This is a genomic window from Paenibacillus humicola (genome assembly GCF_028826105.1).
In the GTDB taxonomy this organism is placed as follows: Bacteria; Bacillota; Bacilli; order Paenibacillales; family Paenibacillaceae; genus Paenibacillus_Z; species Paenibacillus_Z humicola.
In genome coordinates, this window is sequence record NZ_JAQGPL010000002.1 from 16806 (window position 1) to 40866 (window position 24061).

17 protein-coding genes and 1 pseudogene are annotated in these 24061 nt (G+C 43.8%); 10 read left to right on the forward strand and 8 right to left on the reverse strand.

Translation table 11 applies throughout. From position 1 onward, the window contains the following. Positions 1-227: 227 nt before the first annotated feature. The gene (msrA, locus tag PD282_RS27240; RefSeq protein WP_338045259.1) at positions 228-941 is read left to right on the forward strand and encodes a peptide-methionine (S)-S-oxide reductase MsrA; all 714 of its coding nucleotides are present in this window, start codon (positions 228-230) and stop codon (positions 939-941) included. Between the two features lie 10 nt (positions 942-951). Here the strand turns inward: msrA and PD282_RS27545 are convergent, their stop codons facing one another. Both PD282_RS27545 and PD282_RS27245 read right to left on the reverse strand, forming a co-directional pair. Further along, positions 952-1122, reverse strand: a complete 171-nt coding sequence (locus PD282_RS27545) for an IS3 family transposase (RefSeq protein WP_420832379.1) — start codon at positions 1120-1122, stop codon at positions 952-954. A gap of 45 nt (positions 1123-1167) precedes the next feature. After that, positions 1168-1616 (reverse strand): annotated as a pseudogene (locus tag PD282_RS27245) (IS256 family transposase); the annotation flags it as partial. 66 nt (positions 1617-1682) lie between these two features. Between PD282_RS27245 and PD282_RS27250 the strand changes: the two are divergent. From PD282_RS27250 to PD282_RS27260, 3 genes are all read left to right on the forward strand, one after another. Further along, entirely contained in the window at positions 1683-3146 is a 1464-nt protein-coding gene (locus PD282_RS27250; protein WP_274655607.1) for a spore germination protein, read from the forward strand. Between the two features lie 66 nt (positions 3147-3212). Then, positions 3213-4271: a GerAB/ArcD/ProY family transporter gene (locus tag PD282_RS27255; protein ID WP_274655609.1), complete on the forward strand. Its 1059-nt coding sequence runs from the start codon at positions 3213-3215 to the stop codon at positions 4269-4271. Further along, complete coding sequence (locus tag PD282_RS27260) at positions 4268-5365, forward strand: Ger(x)C family spore germination protein (RefSeq protein ID WP_274655611.1); 1098 nt, start codon at positions 4268-4270, stop codon at positions 5363-5365. Before PD282_RS27255 ends, PD282_RS27260 begins: the two co-directional genes overlap by 4 nt. A 757-nt stretch (positions 5366-6122) precedes the next feature. On the opposite strand, the gene PD282_RS27265 is transcribed toward PD282_RS27260, so the two are convergent. The 5 genes from PD282_RS27265 to PD282_RS27285 all read right to left on the reverse strand — a co-directional run bounded on the left by PD282_RS27265 (position 6123) and on the right by PD282_RS27285 (position 17614). After that, the gene (locus tag PD282_RS27265; protein WP_274655613.1) at positions 6123-6476 is read right to left on the reverse strand and encodes a hypothetical protein; all 354 of its coding nucleotides are present in this window, start codon (positions 6474-6476) and stop codon (positions 6123-6125) included. Beyond that, complete coding sequence (locus tag PD282_RS27270; protein ID WP_274655615.1) at positions 6463-7230, reverse strand: ParA family protein; 768 nt, start codon at positions 7228-7230, stop codon at positions 6463-6465. Before PD282_RS27270 ends, PD282_RS27265 begins: the two co-directional genes overlap by 14 nt. Positions 7231-9226: 1996 nt before the next feature. Further along, on the reverse strand, positions 9227-9487 hold the full coding sequence (locus tag PD282_RS27275; protein WP_274655617.1) for a CPCC family cysteine-rich protein: 261 nt from the start codon (positions 9485-9487) through the stop codon (positions 9227-9229). Positions 9488-9503: 16 nt separating this feature from the next. Further along, positions 9504-14375, reverse strand: a complete 4872-nt coding sequence (locus PD282_RS27280) for an RHS repeat-associated core domain-containing protein (protein ID WP_274655619.1) — start codon at positions 14373-14375, stop codon at positions 9504-9506. Positions 14376-14389: 14 nt separating this feature from the next. Next, positions 14390-17614: a S8 family serine peptidase gene (locus PD282_RS27285; protein ID WP_274655621.1), complete on the reverse strand. Its 3225-nt coding sequence runs from the start codon at positions 17612-17614 to the stop codon at positions 14390-14392. A 512-nt stretch (positions 17615-18126) separates the two neighbouring features. On the opposite strand from PD282_RS27285, the gene PD282_RS27290 reads away from it, so the two are divergent. The 6 genes from PD282_RS27290 (at position 18127) to PD282_RS27315 (ending at position 22825) form a co-directional block, all read left to right on the forward strand. Continuing rightward, positions 18127-18699, forward strand: coding sequence for a recombinase family protein (locus PD282_RS27290; protein ID WP_274655623.1), 573 nt, complete (start codon positions 18127-18129; stop codon positions 18697-18699). Positions 18700-18809: 110 nt separating this feature from the next. Further along, positions 18810-19577, forward strand: coding sequence for a ParA family protein (locus PD282_RS27295; protein ID WP_274655626.1), 768 nt, complete (start codon positions 18810-18812; stop codon positions 19575-19577). Further along, complete coding sequence (locus PD282_RS27300) at positions 19570-20040, forward strand: hypothetical protein (RefSeq protein ID WP_274655627.1); 471 nt, start codon at positions 19570-19572, stop codon at positions 20038-20040. The genes PD282_RS27295 and PD282_RS27300 overlap by 8 nt, the downstream gene beginning before the upstream one ends. A gap of 310 nt (positions 20041-20350) precedes the next feature. Continuing rightward, positions 20351-20614, forward strand: a complete 264-nt coding sequence (locus PD282_RS27305) for a hypothetical protein (RefSeq protein ID WP_274655629.1) — start codon at positions 20351-20353, stop codon at positions 20612-20614. Positions 20615-20667: 53 nt separating this feature from the next. After that, positions 20668-21300 (forward strand): hypothetical protein, encoded by a 633-nt coding sequence (locus PD282_RS27310; RefSeq protein ID WP_274655631.1) that lies wholly within the window; start codon positions 20668-20670, stop codon positions 21298-21300. A gap of 157 nt (positions 21301-21457) precedes the next feature. Further along, positions 21458-22825, forward strand: coding sequence for an IS1182 family transposase (locus PD282_RS27315; protein WP_274655633.1), 1368 nt, complete (start codon positions 21458-21460; stop codon positions 22823-22825). Positions 22826-23460: 635 nt separating this feature from the next. Here PD282_RS27315 and PD282_RS27320 read toward each other — a convergent pair. Further along, positions 23461-23829, reverse strand: coding sequence for a helix-turn-helix domain-containing protein (locus PD282_RS27320; RefSeq protein WP_274655635.1), 369 nt, complete (start codon positions 23827-23829; stop codon positions 23461-23463). Positions 23830-24061 lie beyond the last annotated feature (232 nt).

The window sequence follows — 24061 nt, forward strand, 5'->3', positions numbered from 1 at the left end:
TCAGGTTTGAGTCACGCATACCGCGGGTATAATGGTTGAGGATCTCACGAAGCTCTAAGTTAGTTGGAAAAACATTGCCTTTCTAATGCGGATATGGGACATTCTAGACATGGAGCTTCGAGAGATCACCGATATGCAGCTTGGGTCTAGTCCTTCTTTGGGTGGCCAAGTTTCACGAAGCCGATCGTTCCGCAAACAACAACGAGTTGCGGGAAACCTCCCAGGGGATGATAAGGACCGAAGTTAGATCCACTCACGGCGACAGCCATCTCGGTCACGTCTTCCTGGATGGCCCGGCTAATCGCGGTGGTCTACGCTACTGCATCAATTCTTATCGCTCCGATTCATCCATCGAGATGATATGGAGAGCGAGGGCTACGGCAAATATCTCGATCAGATTGAGGAGGTTTAACATGCATCAGCGCGCTGTACTCGCTGGGGGATGCTTCTGGGGAATGCAGGACTTGATCCGCAAGCTTCCCGGCGTCGTCTCGACTCGCGTCGGCTATACTGGAGGTGACACTCCGAACGCGACCTATCGCAACCATGGTACTCATGCGGAGGGGATCGAAATCGTCTTCGATACAGCGGAGACAAGCTACCGACGCATCCTGGAGTATTTCTTTCAAATCCACGATCCTACGACGCGGAACCGTCAGGGCAACGATATCGGCACAAGCTACCGTTCGGCGATCTACTATGCGAGCGACGAGCAGAGAAAGGTGGCGGAGGAGACGATCGCCGACGTAAACGCGTCGGATCTGTGGCCGGGCAAGGTCGTCACCGAAGTGACGCCTGTCGGCGACTTCTGGGAAGCAGAGCCGGAGCACCAGGACTATCTGGAGCGCTATCCGAGCGGCTATACCTGCCACTTCCCGCGCCCCAACTGGGTCCTTCCCAAGCGGGAGGCCGGTGGCGCCCCGTCAAGTAGACAACAATGAAATAAGAGCACTAAGCAGCCTTAGTTCGGTTCTCCACCGGACTAAGGTTGTTTAATTTCTTCTGAAACCGCTTGTGGTTGTAAAAGTTAATGTACCGGTGGACCTCATCGATGATCTGATTCTGTCCCTTATGGCAGTAGGAGTATTCAAGTTCTCTCGCAAGGGAATCTGTCGGCAGCAATAAACGGTATTCGTTTTCCTTTTACTTTATAATACTGGGCCGTGTGGCACCGTCCTGCTTGACCTTGAAATGGATGGCGTCCAGAAAGACGACCGCATAAACGCCCTGCAGCGGACGATTCTGCCATTCCTTGATAAGCGGCAGCAACTTGTTGGTGACATTGGAAACGAGTGTTGGTGAAACCTCGATCCTTTACAGGTTCTGCAGGTGATCCTGAATCTCCCGCGTGCTCACGCCCTTCGCGTAGAGTGCCACGATCTGGTCCTCAATGCCTGTTACGTTCGATTGATGCTTCTTAACCACCAATGGCTCGAACTCGCTCAGACGGTCGCGCGGCACTTGGATCTCTTGCTCACCATACTCACTCATGACGGTCTTCTTGCTTTTGCCGTTTCGGCTATTTGGTGTGTTTTGGCTTTCGTTTCATGCTTCTCGTAACCTAGATGAGTATCCATCTCGGCCTCAAGCATCTCCTCGGCAAACAAGTCTTTTAGCCAATGGAATATTTTTCGTTATATTGATCATAATAACAACAATATTATTCATTTAGGAGTCTACATATGTTCTGGAAAAGCAAGCATTGTGAACTTTCCCGTACAAAAGCAGGTGATCGGCAGAAATTGACACTTGATGAACTTAAAAAGGCGTTGTCTGGTATGTATGATGCCGATATAGTCGAGCATCAAACCGACAATGGCCAAAAAGTGGTTATTGCGTATGTCAGGACGCTTATCGATAAAGAACGTTTGAATGAATGTATAATCGCTCCTCTGCTCCGCGATTTTAATGATTCCTTAGATACTTGTATCCGTCAGGCCAAGATTTCGACATTGGATACACTCGAAGAATCGCTAAAAAACATGTTCGAAGGGTCCATCCTTGTCTGCGACGTCCAAAATCATCAATGGGTGGCCATATCACTACAAAACCCGTTGAGTCGCGGAATTGAAACTTCTCAGACGGAATCGATCCTTTACGGACCGAAGGATAGTTTTAGTGAGCAAATAGACGATAATATCACGTTAATACGCAGACGATTGCCGCTCGCCGAGGTCAAGACCGAAAAGTTTACCCTCGGTTCTTTAAGTCAAACAACCATCATCATGTTATATATCGATAAATTGACGAATCCCGAATTTATTTCCATTGCAAAAAACAAAATCAAAAACATCGATTTTGATTTGTTTCTTGACTCTTCGCAGGTAGCCACGTTTATGGAGGACAATTATCATAGCGTGTTTCCTCAATATCAGCACACGGACCGCCCCGATGTATGCGCCTATTCATTAGGTCTGGGAAAAATCACATTTTTGGTGAATAATTCTTCATTTGCCTTTATCGGTCCCATTACGTTATTTGACCTTTTCCAATCACCGGAGGATTACATCAACCGATGGCTGGTCGCCAGTTTTTTGCGCTGTATTCGATATCTCAGTTTCTTGCTGTCTCTAATATTAATTCCATCTTATGTGGCATTAACCGCGTTCCATTATCAGATGATTCCTTTGCAAATATTATTCGTGCTATTGGAGTCTCGCAGCAAATTGCCGTTTACGCCTTACTGGGAAGCTCTTCTTATGCTGCTAACTCTGGAAGTCATCAAGGAAGCCAGTATCCGAATGCCGACAAAATCCGGCCAGACATTGGGAGTAATTGGTGGTATTGTCGTCGGAGAGGCAGCGGTAAGTGCCGGCTTCGTCAGTCAAGTCCTGATTGTTCTGGTTGGCATATCCGCAATCGCTTCATTTCTGACTCCGAACTACCTGGTAACAAAAGCTACTGCGTTTATTCAGTTTCTTCTCCTGGTTCTTTCTTCCTTACTGGGCTTCTTTGGCATCTTTCTGGGGCTTATCCTCCTTCTTATTCATTTAAACGGGCTGTCTTCTCTTAAACAGCCTTATTTAGCACCAGTTGCCCCCTTTTACGGGAGGGACTGGATCGATCTGTTCATTCGCGGACCCTTGCATTGGATGAGGAAACGTCCCGCATATTTACATCCTTTGCAAAAACGACGCCGAGACTAAAGGAGTTGAATCATGTCCCACTTTTCATTATTCGAGAAAACGTCTACATTCAGCGGGGTTTATGTCATGTTTATGACAAACCGGCTGCAGATGCTTTACTTCGTTCTAATCATGCCCGTCTATTTGGTTCAGCCTTACATGATTGGGGTTATTCTCGTCGCTGGCATCCTGTCACAGCTTAACCTGATCATCCTTTCAAAAGTTTTTTCACGCGATGGCGCAAACGGGACCCAACTTTTGGGACGACGACTTGTATATGTTTACGCTGCAATCGGATTGCCTTTCCTCTTCGTCAAGTTATCGGCCTTCATACTGGGTTTTGTAGAACTCGTCCATCTATACATTTTCCCTTCCATGCAGAGAGACTGGATTGCGCTGGTCATCTTCCTAATCGGCTATTATCTTGCGTCTCAAGGAATTGAAAAGACGATTCGTTTTGTTGTCATCGCCTTTTTTTGCACGGTTTGGATGAGTCTTTTATTCGTGCCATTTCTCTTCTTCAAGTATTCCGATCTTCACGACTTATATCCAATCATACCCACAAACGGGTACAGACAGGTTTGGAAGGGTCTTTTCTACGTCTGGTCCTCCCTATCGGGGCCGGAATATCTGGTCTGTCTGATTCCATGGTTTTCTTCCCAACAGAAAAAGCTGAAGGCCTTATCCTTGGCTAATGCACTGTCAGTTATCGAATATGTCCTGTTGTTTACTGCATCCTTATTGTTTTTCGGTTCGAATTATTTGAAGGGTAAACCCTATCCCGTCATTAATATGATCCGTTACCTGCAATCACCCGCGCTGGAGCGAATCGACATCATTCTGATTTGTGTGCACATGGTTCATTATGTCTTCGCATGTTCCCTTTTCCTGTTGTTATTTTACGGAGCCGTACGCATCGTAACAGGGAACATCCACAAAAGCACGACTCGAATCGGTTTCAGTGCAAGCTGCGCAGTTGTTTTTGGACTCATCGTGGCGGTCAATCATCTATTCTGGGGTGAATCTGTCTTCAGTAATCGATGGCTGTCCCTGCAAATTATTATGGGTGCAGCAACCCTTTTGATTCTACCAACGCTCATATTGGCTACGGCCAAACGAACAACTAAAGGACGGGATTTCGAATGAGATTCATAAAAAGCGCCATTTCCATCACCCTGGTCGGATCCGTCGTTCTAAGCAGTACCGGCTGTTCACCGCTTCCGGAAAAAAATATCATCGAAGAATTGGCACCAGTCGTTTTCTGGTCCATCGACAAAGGAAATGAAGGCAAAATAAAAATAACGACTTTAGTGCCTCCTTTGACCAGTGAAAATAAACAGATGCTTTCCCTTCAGGTCCGCCTTTTGAAACAGGAAAGGGAGAAATTTAATTTCAACTATTACCGTGAATTGAAACTGGGGCAAATGCGCATCTTGTTTATCAATAAGGAAATTGCAAAAAGAGGGATCGATTGGTTACTTAATTCCATCTTATTGAGCCCTGACATCTCCCAGCGCCTATTCCTCGTGATCATAGACGGTGATCTGACAGCCTATATTACAAACCACCTGAAACAACAAAACAACTTGGATTACTATTTTTATCGTATGCTTAAACATTACAAAGAACAGGATAAGGGCGAAATTGCGGTCATGAATCTTCACCAATTCATGAAAAGACTATATTCGACCTATTCTTACCCGGTTCTCCCCGTCTTCCGAGCAAATAAAACCAATCTCGTCTATGAAGGTACTGCTCTTTTCAAAGGGGATAAACTAATTGCAGTAATTAATCAAATCGATAATCATATTCTGCAACTTATGCATAAAAAACATAATCTGATAACACTGGCCATTCCGGGCCTCTCAGTAAGTTTGGGAAATATTCATGCAAACGTTCGAAAAAAAATGAACGCCGATCATACTTCCCTCTCTATAAATGTGGACCTAAGCAGCCGTATCGAAGAATATCACGGGGAGTACAACTTATTTGATGCAGAAAGAATGGAGGATCTTTCGACAAAAATCGAAGTTTATTTGCAAAAACAAACAACTGAACTATTCAAACAAATGCAGAAATGGAAGGTGGATCCTTTGCAAATCGGTTTACTCACTCAGTCCCCCTTTTCAAGGCCCATTTCTTCTGATGATTGGGATAGACAATGGGAACAGATGCATGTCCACGTCGAATATCACCTCCACATCCAACCATTAACCGATATCTACTCCAACCATGGATGATCAATCATACAATATAGAATGTCCATTTCAACTACAGGAATATGATAAGTCTTGATGTATCTTCATCAGCCACTTTGCATGGAGAGCAAAAAGGTTGTGGCGTTTCAGCTGTGAGCCCTGAGTACGATATCATTATTCGATATGGTGAAAATAATTAGGTGCGTGAAAGGATTTTCACTTATTTTTCTGGAATATGTCCTCTTCTGATAAACAATACGGATAACACCAAATATGTGCCGAAATCCTTTCCAAACTTAGACCATTATTTTAATTAAAACCAGTAGCGTTGCATTAAACCTCTCACAAACCTTGACGTTCCGTTAGGGTGCATGTGCTTCGTTAAAAGAAAAACAGTAGCATAATAAACTATCGCCGCTGTTGAATACCTCTGCTTTCTTCTATGTTCTAGCCAGCCAGGCACAATTTAGAATAATTTCATTGCTGGATAATATCTGCCCTCTACCGGATCCTCATCGTATCCATTCGCAAGAGCGTATGATTTCCACTCCATTGCATTATTATGTTCCCTAGCACCACATGAAACATTCGGGCATTGTCCATTTTTTAAGGTTCCGTTAAGCGTCCATTTCCTTTTTAAATATACGCATTCACATTGAGAACACCAAAGGTACATCTTAAACGCCCCCATAATTGTTCTCTTCGTAATTTCTTAACGAACCCTATGGACGTGGCTCACTTGTTCATTTCGTCTCATGGTGGGGCACATCCATAAGCTGTTTTTACGTATACGTATACATCAACGTTTACGTTTACTGAAATATTCCTCTAAAGCCTCATTTATGACTCTTGTCTTTTCCCCTCGAGCTCCTTCGGACTCTTGTTCGATTAATTCAACAAAATCCTTCCGTACCCAAAACGTTTGCCGCGCATGTAGCTCTTCAAACTTTTGCTTTTTCCCTCGAGCGGAGCGCTTCGGAACGTTTACATCTACGTTTACGTCTACGTATTCATCAATTTTTTGTTGAACGGGAGAAGTCATTGTTTTTCGGTCTTCTTCAATAATACTGGTATCGATAATTTGAGCATGTACACTAGTGCCGCCTGACTGACGAACCTTTGCTTTGATTGCATCTAACTTATTTTTGGACACGATCAATCAGCTCCTTTACAAATTCCCGGTACTGAATGACAGCCTGGTTTAATTCATTATTCTCCTCAAACCCATTGATGGAAAGACGTCCTGTAGCAGCTGTTCGGGTGATGACCGTTTGAAAACAAAGTTCCTTATATTCCTCTTCAACGAGTTCGATCAAGGCTTTGTTATCTGTCCGTCTTGTGTCGATCATACAGCGAAGGATTCCCGCGATTTGCATCTCTCGATTCACTTTCTCTTGGACGTGGACACAAGTCTCCAAAAACCGACTTAACGCTGAGTAACAAAATTTGCTAGCCTCAAACATCGCCACAACATAATTCGCCGCGGCCAGCGCATTGACCGTTTGTTCGCCAAGGGCCGGCGGTGTATCAATAATAATGAAATCATATTGTTCCTGTATCGTCTCCAGCGTTTCTAATAAAACGAGAGACATGTTTCCGCGATATGGCGTGCCATACAGCCAGGATGAAAAACGCGCGATATGATCGTCGGCCGTAATGATATGTAAGTTGTCTGTGATGCGCTGAATATATCTTCGAGCATCTTGTTCCTTTAAGGCTTCGAATATGGTATGCCCTTGAAAATCATACGGATCCCTCTGTGTTAATAGCTCCGTAAGATTCCCCTGCGAATCCATATCCACCGCTAATACCCGATATTCCTTACTTAACAAATAAGCAACGATCCCCGAGGTAGTCGTCTTCGAGCTTCCGCCCTTTTGGATCCCAAACGTAATAATCTTCGCCATGATCGACCTCCAACGTTTACGTTTACGTATACATTTGCATTCTAACAGAAAAAAAAATCATTGTCCCCATAAACGTGTACGTATACGTAAACATCTACGTACACGTAAAATTAAAAACTCTATAGAATAATGAGCACCTACGTCAGTAACACTCCTCCGCCAGCGCTCCGGTTCCACTCACTCGCCTCGGAGTGGGGACAACGAAAACCGCGTTGCCCCCAAACCATCGGCTCCTTTCGCGGCTATGTTCTCCACCGGAACCATCATCATCAACCATTTTTTCATCAAGCTTTAAAAGTACTTACGCATCTTTACAAAACAAAGTAACAGGAAACAACGCTATCGCGTTGTCACAGATCAAACCAGCCTCCCCACTCCCACCCCTACATTAACGGTGATCTGTTTACATTTATCTAGGTAACTTACCTTTTACGCTTGACGTACCCATAGGCTGGAGCCAGAATGGATCGTGCGGGGTGGACACAGATCACCTTATCCCGAAGGCCAGTTAAAAAATAAAAAGGCCAACAGGGATAAGATGGAGAAACAAAATGGCTCGGCCGTCACGCTTTGGGGAACGGCTCCCAGGAGTTGTTTCTGCCACACCGCATTTGACTACGGTCCACTGATTTATGGAGCGCGTTCGCTCCGGATTGGTTACGGTTCCTATGGACCAATCCGCTGCCACAGCTTTTTTCAGTGACTTCTCAAACCGTGGTCTACTCTCCCTTGAACGGTTTCCAGCAAGGTTCCTTCGAGTCTGTACCACGTACTATTCGGAACGGTCGCAGCCCTTGATGGAGTCACATCATGGCGCGGGCTGCACTTCGTTTAAGCCGGTTTATCTGCCCCCGGTTAGGTAGGCAGACGACGAGCGTGAAGCTTCACTGCACGCCTGGCACGGCGCAAGTGGCCGCGACCAAAACGCGACAACCCTCGACAATCACCAACCCACTAGCCACCGGCACGCCGCATGAATTGGGCAGGTCTTTTACCGTGGTCTCCTGTTCCCACCAAGCTGGCGAAGCTCACCTTGGCTCAGAATCCGAAAAAAAGGCAATAGGAAACTAAGCCCTCGATGTCCATTTTTCAAAAAATGGAACGAGCGCCGGGATATGAAATTAGTTTGAGGCATGAAATGTATGTAGAACTCGGCGCTAAGAGCCGTTGAAACCATTGAATAAAGCGCGGCTTACCATAACCGAAAAAAGGTAATAGGAAACTAAGCCCCACAAGGTCTATTTTCAAAAAAATTTCAAAATGGCTCGTGGACCCATTTATGCGGTTTTATTATTTGGTTTGAATAGGACAGACTGATCCGGTAGCCGTAAGCTCCGTTTAAGCCAGAAAAAAGAAGCATATACCGAATAAAACGCATACAAGGGCATACTTCTCCTGAATTTGGTGGAAGCATGCCCTTGCCCATTCGGTTCAATCCATGGTAAGATTGGAATACCTAATAGGCATGCTTAGAGCATGCAAATATTGTACCGAACAGGTCCTAACATAGGAGCCTGTAAGGTGTCAAACTTTGAGTATAACACTCGAACGAAGGAACGCTCGCTCGCCGGCCAAAGCAGAGAGCGTTCTTTTCGTTTGTTAGGGTAATTCTAGCACACTTGGAATCTATTAATCTAGTAAACGTATACGTAAACGTATACGTAAATGTAGACACTTACGTATACGTTTACGTATTTTAGTCTTCCTTGCACGAATGTACATTTAGTGGACCTGTTTATCCCCTCCTAGATGGGGTTCTTGGTGTTGCAGTGCCAGCAGAATCAAACGCAAATTGAGCCAAACCCCTTCGCCACGAACCGGTTTCTCCGTGTCCAGATTTCAGTCTAACATCAACTCCCCTTCAAGTAATACTTCGTTAGATTGGGTAGGGCTGGAGCTCATTTGAGTATCGAGGCTGAACTCAAATAATGTAAACTGTTGTTTAAAAAATAAAACCACATGGAGTTCTGCTCACATGTGGTGGCTAAAGGTTGTATTAATCCAAGTTGTTCTCTGGAAATTCCTCTGGTAAAGGTTCTCTAACTTGATCTTGAAATTCTATCTTACAAACTCCAAACTTTTTATAGTTTTCTCTTGCCTGATTTAAAGAAATATAATTCGCACCTTTACTTATATCAGGGGTATCATGGGCCACGGCATCATACTGCCAAAAACACACTTCACATATTTCTACTATCACCTCATCTTCACTTTCAATCGTAAAATATCCGCAACAAGGACATTGTATTTTTTTCATTTCACATCTCTTTTCTTTATTTAGGGGCATATTTTGCTATTTGATCTTGCCAGTACGACATATTATCAAGTGGTTTGAAATAAGTCGAAATACCACCATATTGATTGATTATGCCAAACTCATTCGTCGCAGTGTCATATCTGAAATATGTACCCCCCTCCGAAGTAAATGCTTCTGTTGTGGCAGTCGGTTTCTTCTCTAAAAAATTTCTCGCCCCTGCCAAATATTGTTGCTCAGTCCTGTATCCAAATTCTGCTTTATGGTCATTGAAATGTTTTGCGAGTGTGCTCTTACCTTTTCCGTTTAAAAAATCCCTGGTAGCATCTCTAGTCCCATTATAAAGTAAAGTATCGGCTATTTCTTCCGAAACGGCAGTAGTTACTTTTTTACCAAGCATCTGTGCAATTTTTTTGCCTGCTGTCGTTGCAGTCTTATTCCCTAACGCGACTCCTCCAGTAACCACGGTGTCGAAGACATCTCCTGTCCAAGTATGGTCTTCGTAGACACCATCCGTGTCAAGATATATCCCAGTTGTTACCCCGTTACTTCTTATTTCATCTCCATCATGAAGATAGTCCGCGCCGTCCCAATTTTTGGAGTCACTACATGTTGTTCCTGGATGAGACCAATTTCCATCTGTTGAAGTACACCAATGCCCCGAAGGATCAATATTCGTCAGCGGATTATTCTCGACATACGTGTAAAGATTTTGGCTTAACGGATTGTCTACTTGGCCCTCATACGTATCCTCACCCATAAACCGCCCGATACTCGGATCATACCACCTGGCGCGTAAATATTGAAGGCCAGTTATGGTATCCTGCATTTCCCCGGAGTATTTAAACGGTTGCGGTATGTTCTCAGCCTCGGACGCGATATTTCCAAAGATATCGTAACTGTATTGGTTGAGTTTCGTATTCCCTGTGCTGTCCATTAAATCGACGATATCGCCATGGCCATTTTGAACATAATAGGCTTTTCCTTGTCCGTCATCGCGTGCAACAATTCCCTGCCCACGGATATAGCGGGCTTTTAGGGATGCCACCCCTCCTGAAACGGTTGCTTCGGCTTCAATTTGATCGCCGTCCCAATAGTACCGGGTTGTTTGTCCGTTTTCCGTCCGTTCCCATAGCAATCCATCGCCATTATAGCGATAGGTTACATTCTTACCGCCGGTTGTCGTAACGCTGGTTAACCGGTCTCGTTTATCCATGGACGTTGTGCTGTCCGGACGATCAAACGGATGATTGGTTGTCATGCTCGTCCGGTTGCCGCGGCTATCATAGTGATAGTTCTCGTTATATTGGCTGGACGTTGCAATTCGGCTTAATTCATCATAAGTAAAACTATTCGTTGTTCCGTTTTCGACTCGGCTCTGAATATTCCCTTTAATATCGTAGGCATAGCTAAAGCTATTGAGGGTTGTTCCATCCGCCTTCTTCTCAACAAGGGTCCCGACCTGCTTACCATCATACGTATAAGCCGAAGTCACGCCATTACGCTGCGTAATTTGTTTTAAAAGATCATCGCCGTAATACTGATACTTTGCCTCAAAATCGTTCGTAAAATCGAGCGAGTCTCCTACCGTATCCATTCGGTTCCGCGAATCGTAATGATAATACGTATTGCTCCCGAAAGGATCTCGCATCAAGAGGCGGTTTCCGTTCGAATCATAACTGTAATCCATCGTGCTGCCGTCCGGGAATGTCACTACGCTCAAGGTGCCGGTTGCCTGATCATAGGCATAACTGGTCGTTCCCGTATTATCGGTCATGCTAAGCCGTCTACCTAGTAAATCGTAGCTAAAGCTGATCGTCTCTTCCCCGGGAATTGGGTTTCCGCTTGCATCGACGATTTCTTTCTTCATCAAAAAGTCACGGCCATTGTACGTATACTTGAACCGATTTCCATTACGGTCGATTAAACCGGTTTGGTTGTCATTCGCATCGTAATAATACTTCTCGATGTTATTTTTCCCGGCCACAGCTGCTTCCGTGTTCTTAATCAGGCGGCCTGCCTCATCGTATTGTTTCGCCGTAGTCTGATTATCCGGAAATGTAGTCTGGGTTAGGTCCCCGAGCATGTCGTAGTTATAGGACGTCGTTTGATTTGCTCCGCCGCCGACATTGGTTACACTCTTTAACCGGTTTAACGCGTCATACGAATAAGACGTCACCTGCTGGGGCGAACCAGCGATAATTTCTGTTAATTCGTTACCCGCATTATCATAGGTGTAAGAGGCCAGTGTTGTTGGTTGACCGCCTTGTTTGGTCTCAATCGTTTGAACGGTTCTTCCCAGCTTGTCATATACCGTTTTTAACGCGTATCCTTCGGGATCAATACTCGTCATGGTATTCGCAATATCATTGTAATTCGTTGTTGCGATGCCCAAATCCGGGTACGCTAGAGTATTTTGACGGTTCCAAGCGTCATAGCCAAAGGTCTGCCGATTGCCGAGTGCATCTTCACTCCAGATCAGACGCCCATAGGCATCATAACCGTACTTGGCTTTGGACTTATACACACCGTCGACCAAAATGCCTTCATCCGTCTTGAATCCAAGCGGATTCCAATTCGTTTCCGTTTGTGCGCCAGTTTCATCCGTGCTAACAATCTGATTCAAACTATCATCATAGTGAATTGACGTTGCACTGCCGTCGACCTGATGGACCGCTTTTGTAACGCGACCCAAAATATCGTAGGAGTAGCTGGTGACGTTCCCATTTCCATCCGTATATTGGGTCAACGACCCATTGGTTGGATCATACGAATAGCTGCGCACAATGGAAGAAGCCGCGCCATCGACATTATGCACGGTCGTCATGGTTTGGGTCGGGAATGCGTATTGGTAAGCCGAATCGTACTGGACGACGGTAACCGTATCATTAGGCGAGCCATTCTTCACCCGAATTTGCCCAATATTCCCCGTTGCAGGATCGATATTCTCATAGTCGGTTTCCGAGAGCGGATTTCCGGAAGGACCGGCAGAGTTCCCCGCATACACTTGAATCTTGGTAACTGTCCCCTGACCATTGCGCGTATACTGGGTATACTGCCATTGCGAGTCTCCGTTAATTTGCTTGGCTGTAGTTATAAGCAGGTGAGTTGTACCATCAAAGGCATTTCTAACAGTACCGCCCATGGCATCAACGGAATTGGTCACATTCCCGTAAGTATCGAATGCCTGAGAAGTCGTCGTGCTGTAACTGCCGCTTTGGTCAGACTGTGTTTTCGTAACGCTCGTCGTAAGCGGATACGGATATCGATTGGTCTCGTCATACGTGTAATTCGTTTGAGCCGTATACGTTACACCGTTTTGAACGGCGACCTGTGTGATGCCGGTATTATAAAAGACTGCCGGTGTATTTGTATCGATATAATTTTTTTTGTTGGTAAACGTCGTTTGGGTCAAGCCGTCGTTAATGGTTGTCGAGAACGACGGTATCGAGCCCGCAGTGCTACCCATGTCCCCCGAGTACGTGAAATCCTTATGGTTGATATGTTGGGTAGTCCCATCACTTAACGTGACTTGGTCCTCACGGGACGCAATGCGGTAAGCCTGATTCGTACCGCCGCTATCAAGCGTTCTGGTTACAGGGTTTGACTCATACGTAAAGACGCTTTTTCCCCCTGTCGGATATGTGACGCCGGTCAGCAGCGCATAAGGATTACTTGCCGGAGTAGATGTTGTTGAGTAGGATAAATTAAACTGGGCATCGCGCACGCTGTAATCGTAAGTCGTCGTACGTCCAAGCTGGTCCACGACTTGCGATAATAACTCCTCCCCATTTTGATTAATCAAAGAATAGGTGATACTTTGATTTCCCTTTGTCAAAACGACTGAATCCAAATCATAGGTCATTTGAATGGTATTGCCAACCGAATCCGTTATGCTGCTTAACAGGGTCACACCATCGCCATAGATGAAACTATCCGTATAAGTAAAATTGATCGCATTCGAATAAGCATCCGAAATTTGAATCAACTTCCCGGAAGAGTTAAAATATTGGCTGATGTTCTGGGTATTTTTTAAAACATAAGCAGCCGTCTGTCCATTAACAACCGCACTGCTAGGAGCAAAAGATAAATCCTGCCACGGGTAACCGATCAGCTTATTGTTGGCGTCAATTTTGTAGACACCGCTATCCCCAAGGTGTATGTACGTTTCACTGCCGGCAAAAATGAGGTACGGTATATTCCAGCTCCATCCTTTGCCGATCGGAAAGAAGCGTTCCTCATAGGGTTTGACTGTCTTATTTACCCCTTGTTGTACAATCATATCACCAAACTGGGAATCCGAACTATTGTACATCCGGCTTAACGTAAAACCCATCCCGTTTCTCCCGGGAAGGGAAAATTCATCGGTTTGGAGGGATAAATCCCCACTTAATGTGGAGATGTTCTCATGTTCTAATGAAACGGTAAAGGGTGCCTGATCCGGTTTTGTTTTGACGTAATTATAGTCCGGAATGGTATCCGCGGCGCTAACCGCCGCAGATCCATAATCCGTCGTCCCCAGTTCGCTTGTAATGGTACTTTTTGCTTTTTGCGCATTGTTTATTGGCCGCGGCTTCACCTTAGCCAAGCTGTCACTCAAGCTGGCTTTCGTATTTTTGCGGTATTGAAGCGCAGCCTCAGCATCGTCCAAGGTGTACCCTTGATCCAGAATTGCTTGAAGTTCCGTTTCGGAAATCGCATATCGGGATTTCAACCCGGCTTTTCTCTTTTCTACGGAATCTTCTTTCTTAGCCCCTTGAACGGTTTTATTCGCCTCGGCAGTCGTTGCTGCGCTCGCCGTTTTCAAGGTGGAAAACGGAAATATAGCTACAAGAAGGGTACAGATGAGTAAACGGGCCCATACTGCGGTTGTCGTCGTTTGGCGTCGCAAAGCGCTATTCCTCCTCAATTGGTCGACGTCGTTCTACTGATAATATTGCCATTCGCATCATATTGATAGGTTGTGTTGGTTTCCATGCTGAATTTATTGACTTGCAAGTTATATGAGCTGCTGCTGCTGTCGCCGTTAACGCCAACAATTTTAATGTAATATGTCGCGCCGCTAGACACTTTATAGATTACATTTTCGGCTCCTCCAGCAGCATTCACGAGTCCTGCAGCCAAGAATTTCATATTGGCGTCATAAATATAGACATCGTAATTTTTGTCGGTCGGGACATTCAGTGTCAATTGATCGACTCCGCTCTCTGGCGCCACATATTTAAAAAAGTCAATGTCGCTGGCCGAGTTGATTACCGAGGTGTAGGCCGTATTATAGTTGATAGCGAAAGCTTGAGCGCTCGTATCATTTGGTTCATAGGCATTCGGAACAATAAGATTATTCCGAGTTGCCGCGGCCGACCATTCCAATCCATCTGAAACGGTTATTTTAAAGCTCCACGTGCCATCCGGTAACGGAGTGGTGGTTCGGCTCGTTGCCGCCCCGGATATAACACCTGTATCATATCCGATGGTTTGCCAATTATCTTTAGATCCTTGCAATCGATAACTGGCTTGTGGTTGTCCCTCCGCATCGGCATAGGTCCAACTCAAGGTCAAAATATTATCCCCCAACAATTGTCCATCTGTGTAGGAAGTAAAGCTTGTTGTCGGTAATGAATTGGTTTTTATGTAAACCAAAGGAGCAAATGATGCGGAACTACCGTTATGACTATCTCTTGTCGCAACTCTCCAGCTATAAACCGTTCCCCTATTCAATTTGCCTGAAGGAACCGTAAAACTCGATACAGAAGAATTTACCCATCCCGTATCATACAAAAGTGTACTTCCCGAACTATTATAAACTCGTACATCAAAAGCCGACTGTGTATCTCCAACGTCGGGATCCGAGAACGTCCATCTTAGTGTTGGAGTTGTCCCTGAAACCAAAGATGGTGATGAGGACGAGGAGCTGCCTGGGCTGAGTGTGGTTGGCACGTTTGGAACATTGTCGACCACGATGGTTCCCGTGTAGGTAGTGCTTGCATTCCCCCATAACCCATCATTTGCCGTAACTGTAATGTTCGAGTAATTCCCCACCGGAACATTATCCGTATTTACATCCCATTGCAGGGACCACGGTTTCGAGGAACTTGTATTGGTTATGGTTGTCGTTTTGGTGTGCCCGGCAATCGTAGCGCTTATTGTGACATTATCATTGTCCGGGTCATTTACAGTTCCCGAGAGAGTTATTGTCGTTGGAGATGAATTCTTATAAATTGTTTGGTTCGTATTATTTGTTGCAATAGAGGGATTTACGTCTAAATAAGCCGCATAGTATTTGATTATATCTGATGGATACGAAGAAATATCATTTGCCCCAATTGCCTTGGCATTTACTAAATCAGGGAAATTAGATGTTACATCTCTATCATCTGAAATAACAGTATTATTGTTGTATAATACATATTGATTAAACCAAGGCTCAAAAGCGATCGCTTTGGCGTTTGTTAAATCCGGCCAGAAACTTGTATCATCAGTAGTCGGCCCATTTATTCCCATGTAACTAGTCCATTTTCGATATTTAACCGTATTATCATTGTAAAGTACATAACGATACGCTTCATAAGTACCATAATAATTTCGATACATATAAGCTATAGATTTCGCATTCACTAAACTTGGCCAATTTGAAGTATCATCATAAGAATAGCCATTACCATAATGATCAGCACAATCTGTGTACTGCACTGTATTATTGGTATAAAGTACGTACCTTTGGTAACAAGAATCGCTGACATTATATCCTACTGCTATAGATTTTGCATTAACTAAGCTTGGCCATAATGAAGTTTCATCTACCGTGTTCCCACCATAATAATCTCGCACTAGAATATGTGAACCTGTTCCAGCAGCAGTCAAAAGATTTTGATTCGGTTCGCCATAAACATCCGTAATAACTGTATCAGTCGACCCTTGGTTTAAAGAAAGGCTGCCAGACGTAGAGTTATAGTTGATTACACCATACCCATATACAGAATCCTTTCCTGCTTGTCCTAAATCCAATACGTGTTGATCCAATAAAGCCCTTAATTGATCATTTATCATAGCGGGGTTTTCTTGTTTAATTAAGGCAAGTTCGCCGGTTGCAAATGCAGCAGACATCGAAGTCCCGCTCATGGTAACGTAGCTACTATTCAGACCGGTACTATTAATGCCTACACCAGGAGCAACTACCTCGAGTTCGCCTCCAGTCGAGGAAAACGATGCTCTTTGGTTTCCCTGGTCCACAGCCCCGACTGAAATGACCGAACTGTATTTGGCTGGATATTGTATGGTGTCTTCCGTTCCGTCGGTTGTTCCCGCATTGCCCGCGGCAGCTACGACTAGAACCCCGTTTGCATATGCCTGATCAACCGCATCGTGTAGAGCTGGCGAGTCTACTGCTGTGGTCAAGCTTAAATTGGCAATATCCATGTGATTATCGATACTCCAGTCAATACCGTCAATAACGTCAGACAAATAGCCTGTCCCATGCGCATCCAAAACTTTGACGGCATACAGAGAAGCGTCCGGTGCGACGCCGACCGTCCCAACATCATTGTTTTTAGCACCAATAATCCCTGCAACATGGGTGCCGTGTCCGTTATCATCGTCGTATGAAGTGGTGTAATCGACCATGGACACACCGCCAGCTACTGTTAAATCTTCATGGTTCAAGCTGATTCCGCTGTCTAGTACGGCAACTTTCACTCCTGCGCCGGTATACCCATTGTTCCATGAATAAGCTGCTTGAACGACCGTTGTTCCCCAATCCATCGTTTGCTCGGCGACTTTGACTTGAACATCATCTTCAACGGCTTTAATCTCAGGATCATGCTTCAATTTATCAATTTCATCTGAAGACAGGATAGTTGAAACGGATGCAATATGTTTGAGTTTGTGTTTTATTTTTCCGTGTATTAAGGCTTCATCCACTTTATCTTTAAATGTTACAATAACGCGCCGCTCTGCAGTGTTTGGTGATGTTGAAAGGTCACCATTTTGTAAACTACTACTTTGTTGTCCTTGGTTTTCATTACTTGGACTTGAATCTGCATAAACGTCCTGGACCTGAAGTAATAAAAGCGCAATAGTAAATAAACAAATCAGGTTTCTTAGGACTCTCTTTTGAGTCAACTTACTGTACATATGTACTATTCCCTCCCCATATTTTTTACCAGCAATTACTACTATAGTTCAAAATACAACATAATTCATTAGGATAATTTGTCGAAATAAAACGAAAAATCATCATTAAAGGCAATATAAACTGGGAAGCCCCCCTGTTCCAACCTGTTTCTGCTTTTAAAGTCATGGATTATTTTGCGAGGTGACAGAAACATTATTTCCAACAATACATGGTATCTATCGCTAGCTCATTAGTTGGCTGAGGCTGAAGTGCAGTTTTTTAAAAACGGGATTTAATTCGGTTTATCGGTCTTCTCGTTCTCTTTCTTTACCAAAGCTATTAGTAAGGTTATCTCTTGAATGATCAAAGTTAAGTTATATAACCACCGTATTAGTGACGGTTCCTCTTCCTTTGTTTTATTCCTTTATTCGAGGCATTTTCGATCACTAAAACCGTCTCTAAAACATAGTTTACAAAAGGTGGGTTAAAGTGTAAGATGAAGGAACAGGATAAGCTTAGTAGGAGTGATAAAATGAAGATCGGGTATGCGCGGGTGTCGACGGAGGATCAAAACCTCAATTTACAAATTGACGCCCTGAAGGCTGCCGGCTGTGAGCGCATCTATACGGAAAAGGAGAGTGGCGAAAAAGACGACCGTCTGGAGCTCGCCAAAGCGTTGGACACATTACGGGAAGGTGATGTGTTTGTAGTATACAAGCTGGATCGTCTCGCACGTTCCACCGTCAAACTGATTACGACTCTTGAACAGGTTCAAAAACAAGGCGTAGAGTTCGTGAGCTTAAGTGATAAGATCGACACCACAACCGCCGCGGGCAAGGCTTTGTTCGGAATGCTGGCCGTGTTCGCGGAGTTTGAGCGTAACATTATTATCGAACGGACAAAAGCCGGTCTTGCTGCTGCTAGAGCAAGAGGCCGCAAAGGTGGTAGGCCTCCAGTTGATCCTAAGAAGCTCGCACAAGCTTTAAAACTGTATGATGCTGGTGCGCACACTATTGCAGAGATCCAGGAGCTCACAGGAGTAAACCGAGGAACCCTGTACCGGGCATTGCAAGCCCGTAAAGTATCAGATCAGAAGAAAGCCTAGAAGGCAAGGTTTCAAGTGATTTCAAGGAATTGGTCTTGATACAAAACTGAACAGTTTCATGAATATATTAATGAACATGAAAACGAACATATTCAGGAAGGGGTTAGGTAATGGCGAAAGTAATATGTTTCGGCATATCGAAAGGCGGCTGTGCAAAATCCACGTCAGCAGGGATCTCTGCATTTTTGCTTTCTAAGCAGGCTAGAGTATTGTGCGTTGATATGGATTCACAGGGGAACTTGTCCAGCTTTTTGACCGGTGAAGAGGATATATGTGAGGCCTTTGACAAAAAAACGATCCTAGAGGCTATCAAAGAAGCAGATGTTCGTCCGTATATCGTAAAGGTAAGTAATAATCTTGATTTGGTTCCATCGAATGATTTCCTTTCACTACTTCCGCGCTGGTTGTACCAGGAATACAGAGGATCGACCCCTAACTTGGTGTTAAGGGATGCATTAATTAAGGTAATGGACGAATACGACTACATAATAATAGACACTCCTCCCTCTTTATCTGAGCTTACAACAACATCCCTGGCTGCGGCTGAGCATGTTGTTATTATGTTTGACGGGAGCAGGTTTTGCTATTTCGCCATCGACAAATTTTTAGAAATATGCGGAGCCGTCCGAGATAAAGATAACCCTGATTTAAGTATAAGTGGAATTTTATTTTCAATCGTTGACACCAGGACCAGTGACACTAAGGCTATGATTACTCTCGTCGACCAAGAGTATGAATCATTGAGATTTAACACGATTATCCAAAGGAAAGCTGCGACTAAACGTTTGCCCATATACGGATTAAATGATAACCCCGAATTGGCGTCTGCTGTGGAGGGTTATATCCCTTTCATTGAGGAGTTGATGAGCCGTGTCTAAACAAAATGATATTTTGAATCGGATGAAAAGCGGCAGGAAAAATGGTGCTCAAACCTTTCTTGACAATATGCAGGAACAGTTTCAGAAACATGAACTTGAACCTATTCATGAAACTAGTCCTATTAATGAAATTATTCATGTTACTGAACCTGAAACTGGTCATATTCAGAAAACTAATCATGCTCCTGAAACTGAACCTACTCATATTAATGAAACTAAAACGGAAACTGAACATATTCATGAACATGAAACTGTTCAGAAAACTATTAATGAATATGAATCTATTCTTGAAAAGTTTTCTGTTAAGAAAACTAAAGAGGAAATGTTTACTCGTCAAACTTACCTAATCCGGAATGATCTTATTAAACGCTTTGATCTTGCTGCAAAGAATCGTAAAAAGGGATTTAAAACCGAAGTGATTAATGAATTGCTTGAAAATTTTCTTAGAGAGAATGGACTATAGATAAGACGTTTTTCGATTAACAGGCTCCAATGAGAATAAAGGCGGAAAAGATAAGTATTTTTTGAAAGAGGCGCTACGCTGCTGCAAAGCTAAGACATTAATACTTACGCAATGTAATGTTTATGTAATATTTAGTGGACACTAGAAAGTAAATGTCGTATCCTAATTATTAGTAATTTTGCGTCTTCTTGTTTATTTTAACAATTGAACTAGACTTCCAATGTCATTCAAATAACCGCATTTACTTTTTATTTGATTTTCTAAAACTGCGATTTGAAATTGAAATATTCCAGACTCAGGAGGAATTAAAATGAATTCTATTTTTCTTATTATCCAAAAAGTACTCTCTTTAATTTGTTCAATTTTAGGCTATTTCATCTTAAAAAATAGTGCAAGTAATGGTTATGAGACATTGGGTCTCTATTTAAGCAATAGTGGCAATAGTGGAACCGATCCCAACGTATATAATGCTTTATTGAACTCATTCATATTATCCTACCAAATTACGGGGGCTATTTTATTAGCAGTTGGCATTTATCACTTTTTAAAATTTAACAACTCTTTAAGTAAATAGTTTACATTTAGCGATATAATAACAAAAGTTTCATAAATTTGGGAGGTGTTTCTTTGAAGCGTTTTTTTAGTTTGCTTCTTATCTCGGCTGTGTTTTTCGGTCTTGTCTCTGTCCCGGTATTTGCTGAACCATCGTCGAATCAATCTGTTATTAAGCCTGATAAGGTTGAGTACACAACTGACTCAGCCGGTAATATCTATCCAGTGTTTTATTTTAGTGACAATACCAAAGCATTGGCTTTTATGAAGCAACGCCAACAAGAACGTCAACAGGATTTAGCGTTTTCGTCCAATTCCGTTAATTCAGCTTTAGCAAATTCCGTCAGTTATTTTGGGAATGTAGAATATGATTTTACAAACACATTTATGGCGAACCATACTAATGCCACCCAAACTATGAGTACTACAATTCAAAGACAGCATACAACAACTGCTACAGCAACTGCTACAGCCGCTTTTCAGAAATTCTTTCAGTTACAAATTGGAGTTTCGTATGCTTATACTTACAGCTACAGCCACACATTTAACCTGAGTGTACCCGCAAATAAAAAGGGCTTAATAACGACCTATAATAATACCGATGTTTATAACGCAGCTTATAGTGGAGTTTCTTTCTCTGTTTATCGTCCCACCAACATTGAAGGCGCGGATATTTATATTGTTGATATTGATTTTCCAGAAACCTGATAGAAATTTGGTTTTATAAAAAAGAGCTGCATGGCAGCTCTTTCAGACTGTCGAGAAAGTCTCGGCAGTCTTGTTTTTGTTCATGAATTTTAACACGACACCGCGTTAATATGGTATAATTTAGATACCTATTTATTCGGAAAGCGCGGTGTTCTTTATGCAATACACCTTTCAGCCCGACCCTCAGTTGGACTACGAATTGGTTTGTCTCGAACATGTCGTACCGGAGGATCATCTGCTTCGCACCATCGCTGCCCATCTGGACTTCTCCTTTATTTCCGAAAAAGTACGGCCCTACTACAGTCAAACGCACGGCCGTCCTTCCATCGATCCAGTCATGCTCTTTAAGATGTTGTTCATTGGCTATCTGTACGGTATTCGTTCCGAGCGTCAACTCGAACAGGAGATCAATCTCAATCTCGCTTACCGGTGGTTCCTTGGCATTGGTCTTTCTAAAAAAGCGCCGGATCACAGCACCATCAGCTGGAATCGGAAATACCGGTTTGCCGGAACGACGGTCTTCCAGGATATCTTCGACGAAGTGGTGCGAATCGCGATGGATAACCGCATGGTTGCCGGCCGGGTACTCATTACGGACTCGACGCACTTGAAAGCTAGCGCCAACAAGCGCAAGCATCAGGTACAGGTCGTCGAGCGTTCGCCGCAAGCGTATGTGGAGGAGCTGGAGAAAGCGATCGAGGCGGATCGGCGGAACCATGGAAAAAAGCCGCTGGCCAAACGGGAGGAGGTGACGGAAACCAAGGAGATCAAGGTTAGCACCACGGATCCCGAAAGCGGCTATATGGTCCGTTGTGACGGCAAGCCGGAAGGCTTCTTCTACCTGGATCATCGCACCGTGGATCATAAGTTCAACATCATCACGGATGTCCATGTCACAGCGGGAAATCTTCATGATTCCGTCCCCTACGTCGGGCGCTTGAAACACCAGGTGGATAAGTTCGGTTTTGGAGAAACGCTTGAGGCGGTTGCGTTGGATGCCGGCTACCTCACGGCTCCTATTTGCAAGGCGCTTCAAGACATGAACGTATTTGCCGTCATCGGCGGCCGCGCCTACACACCGGTTAAAGGTCTTATGAAAAAATGGCAGTTCAAGTACGATTCGGAGAAGAATGTATATCGCTGTCCGGAAAAGCATGAGCTAAAGTATTCGACCACGAACCGCGAAGGATACCGGGAGTACAAGTCGGACCCGAAGATCTGCCAAAATTGTCCGCTGCTAGCATCCTGCACACGCTCGAAGAATAAACAGAAAGTCATTACGCGCCATGTGTGGGAGGACAGCAAGGAATGGGTTCGGTTCAATCGACTCAGTCGATCAGGTAAATATCTGTACCGCCTTCGGTATCAGACGATAGAGCGAAGCTTCGCGGACGCCAAAGAGCTCCACGGGCTTCGCTATTGCCGGTTCCGCGGCAAAGCGAAAGTCCAGGAACAGGCACTGATGACGGCAACTGCACAGAACATAAAGAAGATCGCCCTCCACCTGGCCAAGAAGGCCAAGTAGGGGGCGATCTACGTTTACCGCCAGCTAGTTCCCCAATTTTTGTCGGATTGGGACACTGAGTCTGCTATCGAAACACTAAGAAACCGCTTTTCTAAACAGTCTGAAAGAGCTGCATGGCAGCTCTTTTTTTATAAATGGGGCAACGCCAACATTTTAACGAAAATATACGCTAAGCCTTCGGATTAGACCGGCTTAGCGTATTTTCTTACTCTTAGCTCAATAATGGAATGTCCCAATGTCCCAAGTATAGTCGAAAGCTTGGTAGTATTAAACAGAACTGCTTTGTTCAGAGATCACAGGAGACCAAAGTCATTGATTCTCTTTTATTCAAGGGTTTAGCGGTCGTTAGGTGTTTTCAAAACGTAGATGATAGTGACTCCTATCTGCTTCCGGCGCAAATCATTTGTTCATTGCCAATTTTTACGAGGAGTTATAGACTTGTTTGTTCTGATACTGACCAAAACGAGACGGCCTATGGAACAGCTCGTTCAATTTGTATAATACCGCGGCATAAAGGATTAGATATGATATCAAGCGCCGTTTCGAGGCCGGATTACGGGTAAAGTCATCGGAAGCAATATGATGACTTTATTAAAATCGGGAGAGAAGCAGTTTGGGAAGACGGATCTGTATTTTCATGATCCGTCTTTATTAATTTTTGACTGTTCAATAGTCTTGGCTAGCTCGATTAGTTTATTAATCAGCTCTAGGAAAGCTTTTTGCTCTTCAATTGAAAGGTTTCGGCAAGACTCCATAAATTGAAGTAATTTAGCGTGGAGAGAATCATTTTGAAGTGGCTCCTGTCCTGCGAAGAAAGACGAAAGGTCCACTCCCAGTTTACTTAAAATAGAACCTAATATATTTACATCCGGAACTGATTTACCGTTTTCGAATTGGCTAAGATATGATTGCGATATATCAACCATGGAAGCTAATTGCCTTCCAGACAATCCTTTTGATTTTCTTAACTGTTTGAGTTTATTTCCATCAAAATACCTCTCCATCTTTACAGCCCACCCTTTGGTCTCAAAATATTCGATAACGAATAGCGGCAAAAATTATTGACTGTTAATGCAATATGTAATAAAATCCAAAGTGTAAGACAATATCAGGAAAAGGAAGCTGAAGCCCTCACTACACAAGGTTATCACGTGTGGGACAAAAAGACAGCTTCTGATATTTCCTATAGTCTTCAATGAGAGCATATGTTCCTTAATATCTAAATAAAGGAGGCGA

Coding starts and splice junctions, on each gene's coding strand:
- msrA (WP_338045259.1), top strand. CDS start 228: ATGATAAGGACCGAAGTTAGATCCACTCACGGCGACAGCCATCTCGGT.
- PD282_RS27250 (WP_274655607.1), top strand. CDS start 1,683: ATGTTCTGGAAAAGCAAGCATTGTGAACTTTCCCGTACAAAAGCAGGT.
- PD282_RS27255 (WP_274655609.1), top strand. CDS start 3,213: ATGTTTATGACAAACCGGCTGCAGATGCTTTACTTCGTTCTAATCATG.
- PD282_RS27260 (WP_274655611.1), top strand. CDS start 4,268: ATGAGATTCATAAAAAGCGCCATTTCCATCACCCTGGTCGGATCCGTC.
- PD282_RS27270 (WP_274655615.1), bottom strand. CDS start 7,230: ATGGCGAAGATTATTACGTTTGGGATCCAAAAGGGCGGAAGCTCGAAG.
- PD282_RS27275 (WP_274655617.1), bottom strand. CDS start 9,487: ATGAAAAAAATACAATGTCCTTGTTGCGGATATTTTACGATTGAAAGT.
- PD282_RS27285 (WP_274655621.1), bottom strand. CDS start 17,614: ATGTACAGTAAGTTGACTCAAAAGAGAGTCCTAAGAAACCTGATTTGT.
- PD282_RS27290 (WP_274655623.1), top strand. CDS start 18,127: ATGAAGATCGGGTATGCGCGGGTGTCGACGGAGGATCAAAACCTCAAT.
- PD282_RS27295 (WP_274655626.1), top strand. CDS start 18,810: ATGGCGAAAGTAATATGTTTCGGCATATCGAAAGGCGGCTGTGCAAAA.
- PD282_RS27305 (WP_274655629.1), top strand. CDS start 20,351: ATGAATTCTATTTTTCTTATTATCCAAAAAGTACTCTCTTTAATTTGT.
- PD282_RS27315 (WP_274655633.1), top strand. CDS start 21,458: ATGCAATACACCTTTCAGCCCGACCCTCAGTTGGACTACGAATTGGTT.
- PD282_RS27320 (WP_274655635.1), bottom strand. CDS start 23,829: ATGGAGAGGTATTTTGATGGAAATAAACTCAAACAGTTAAGAAAATCA.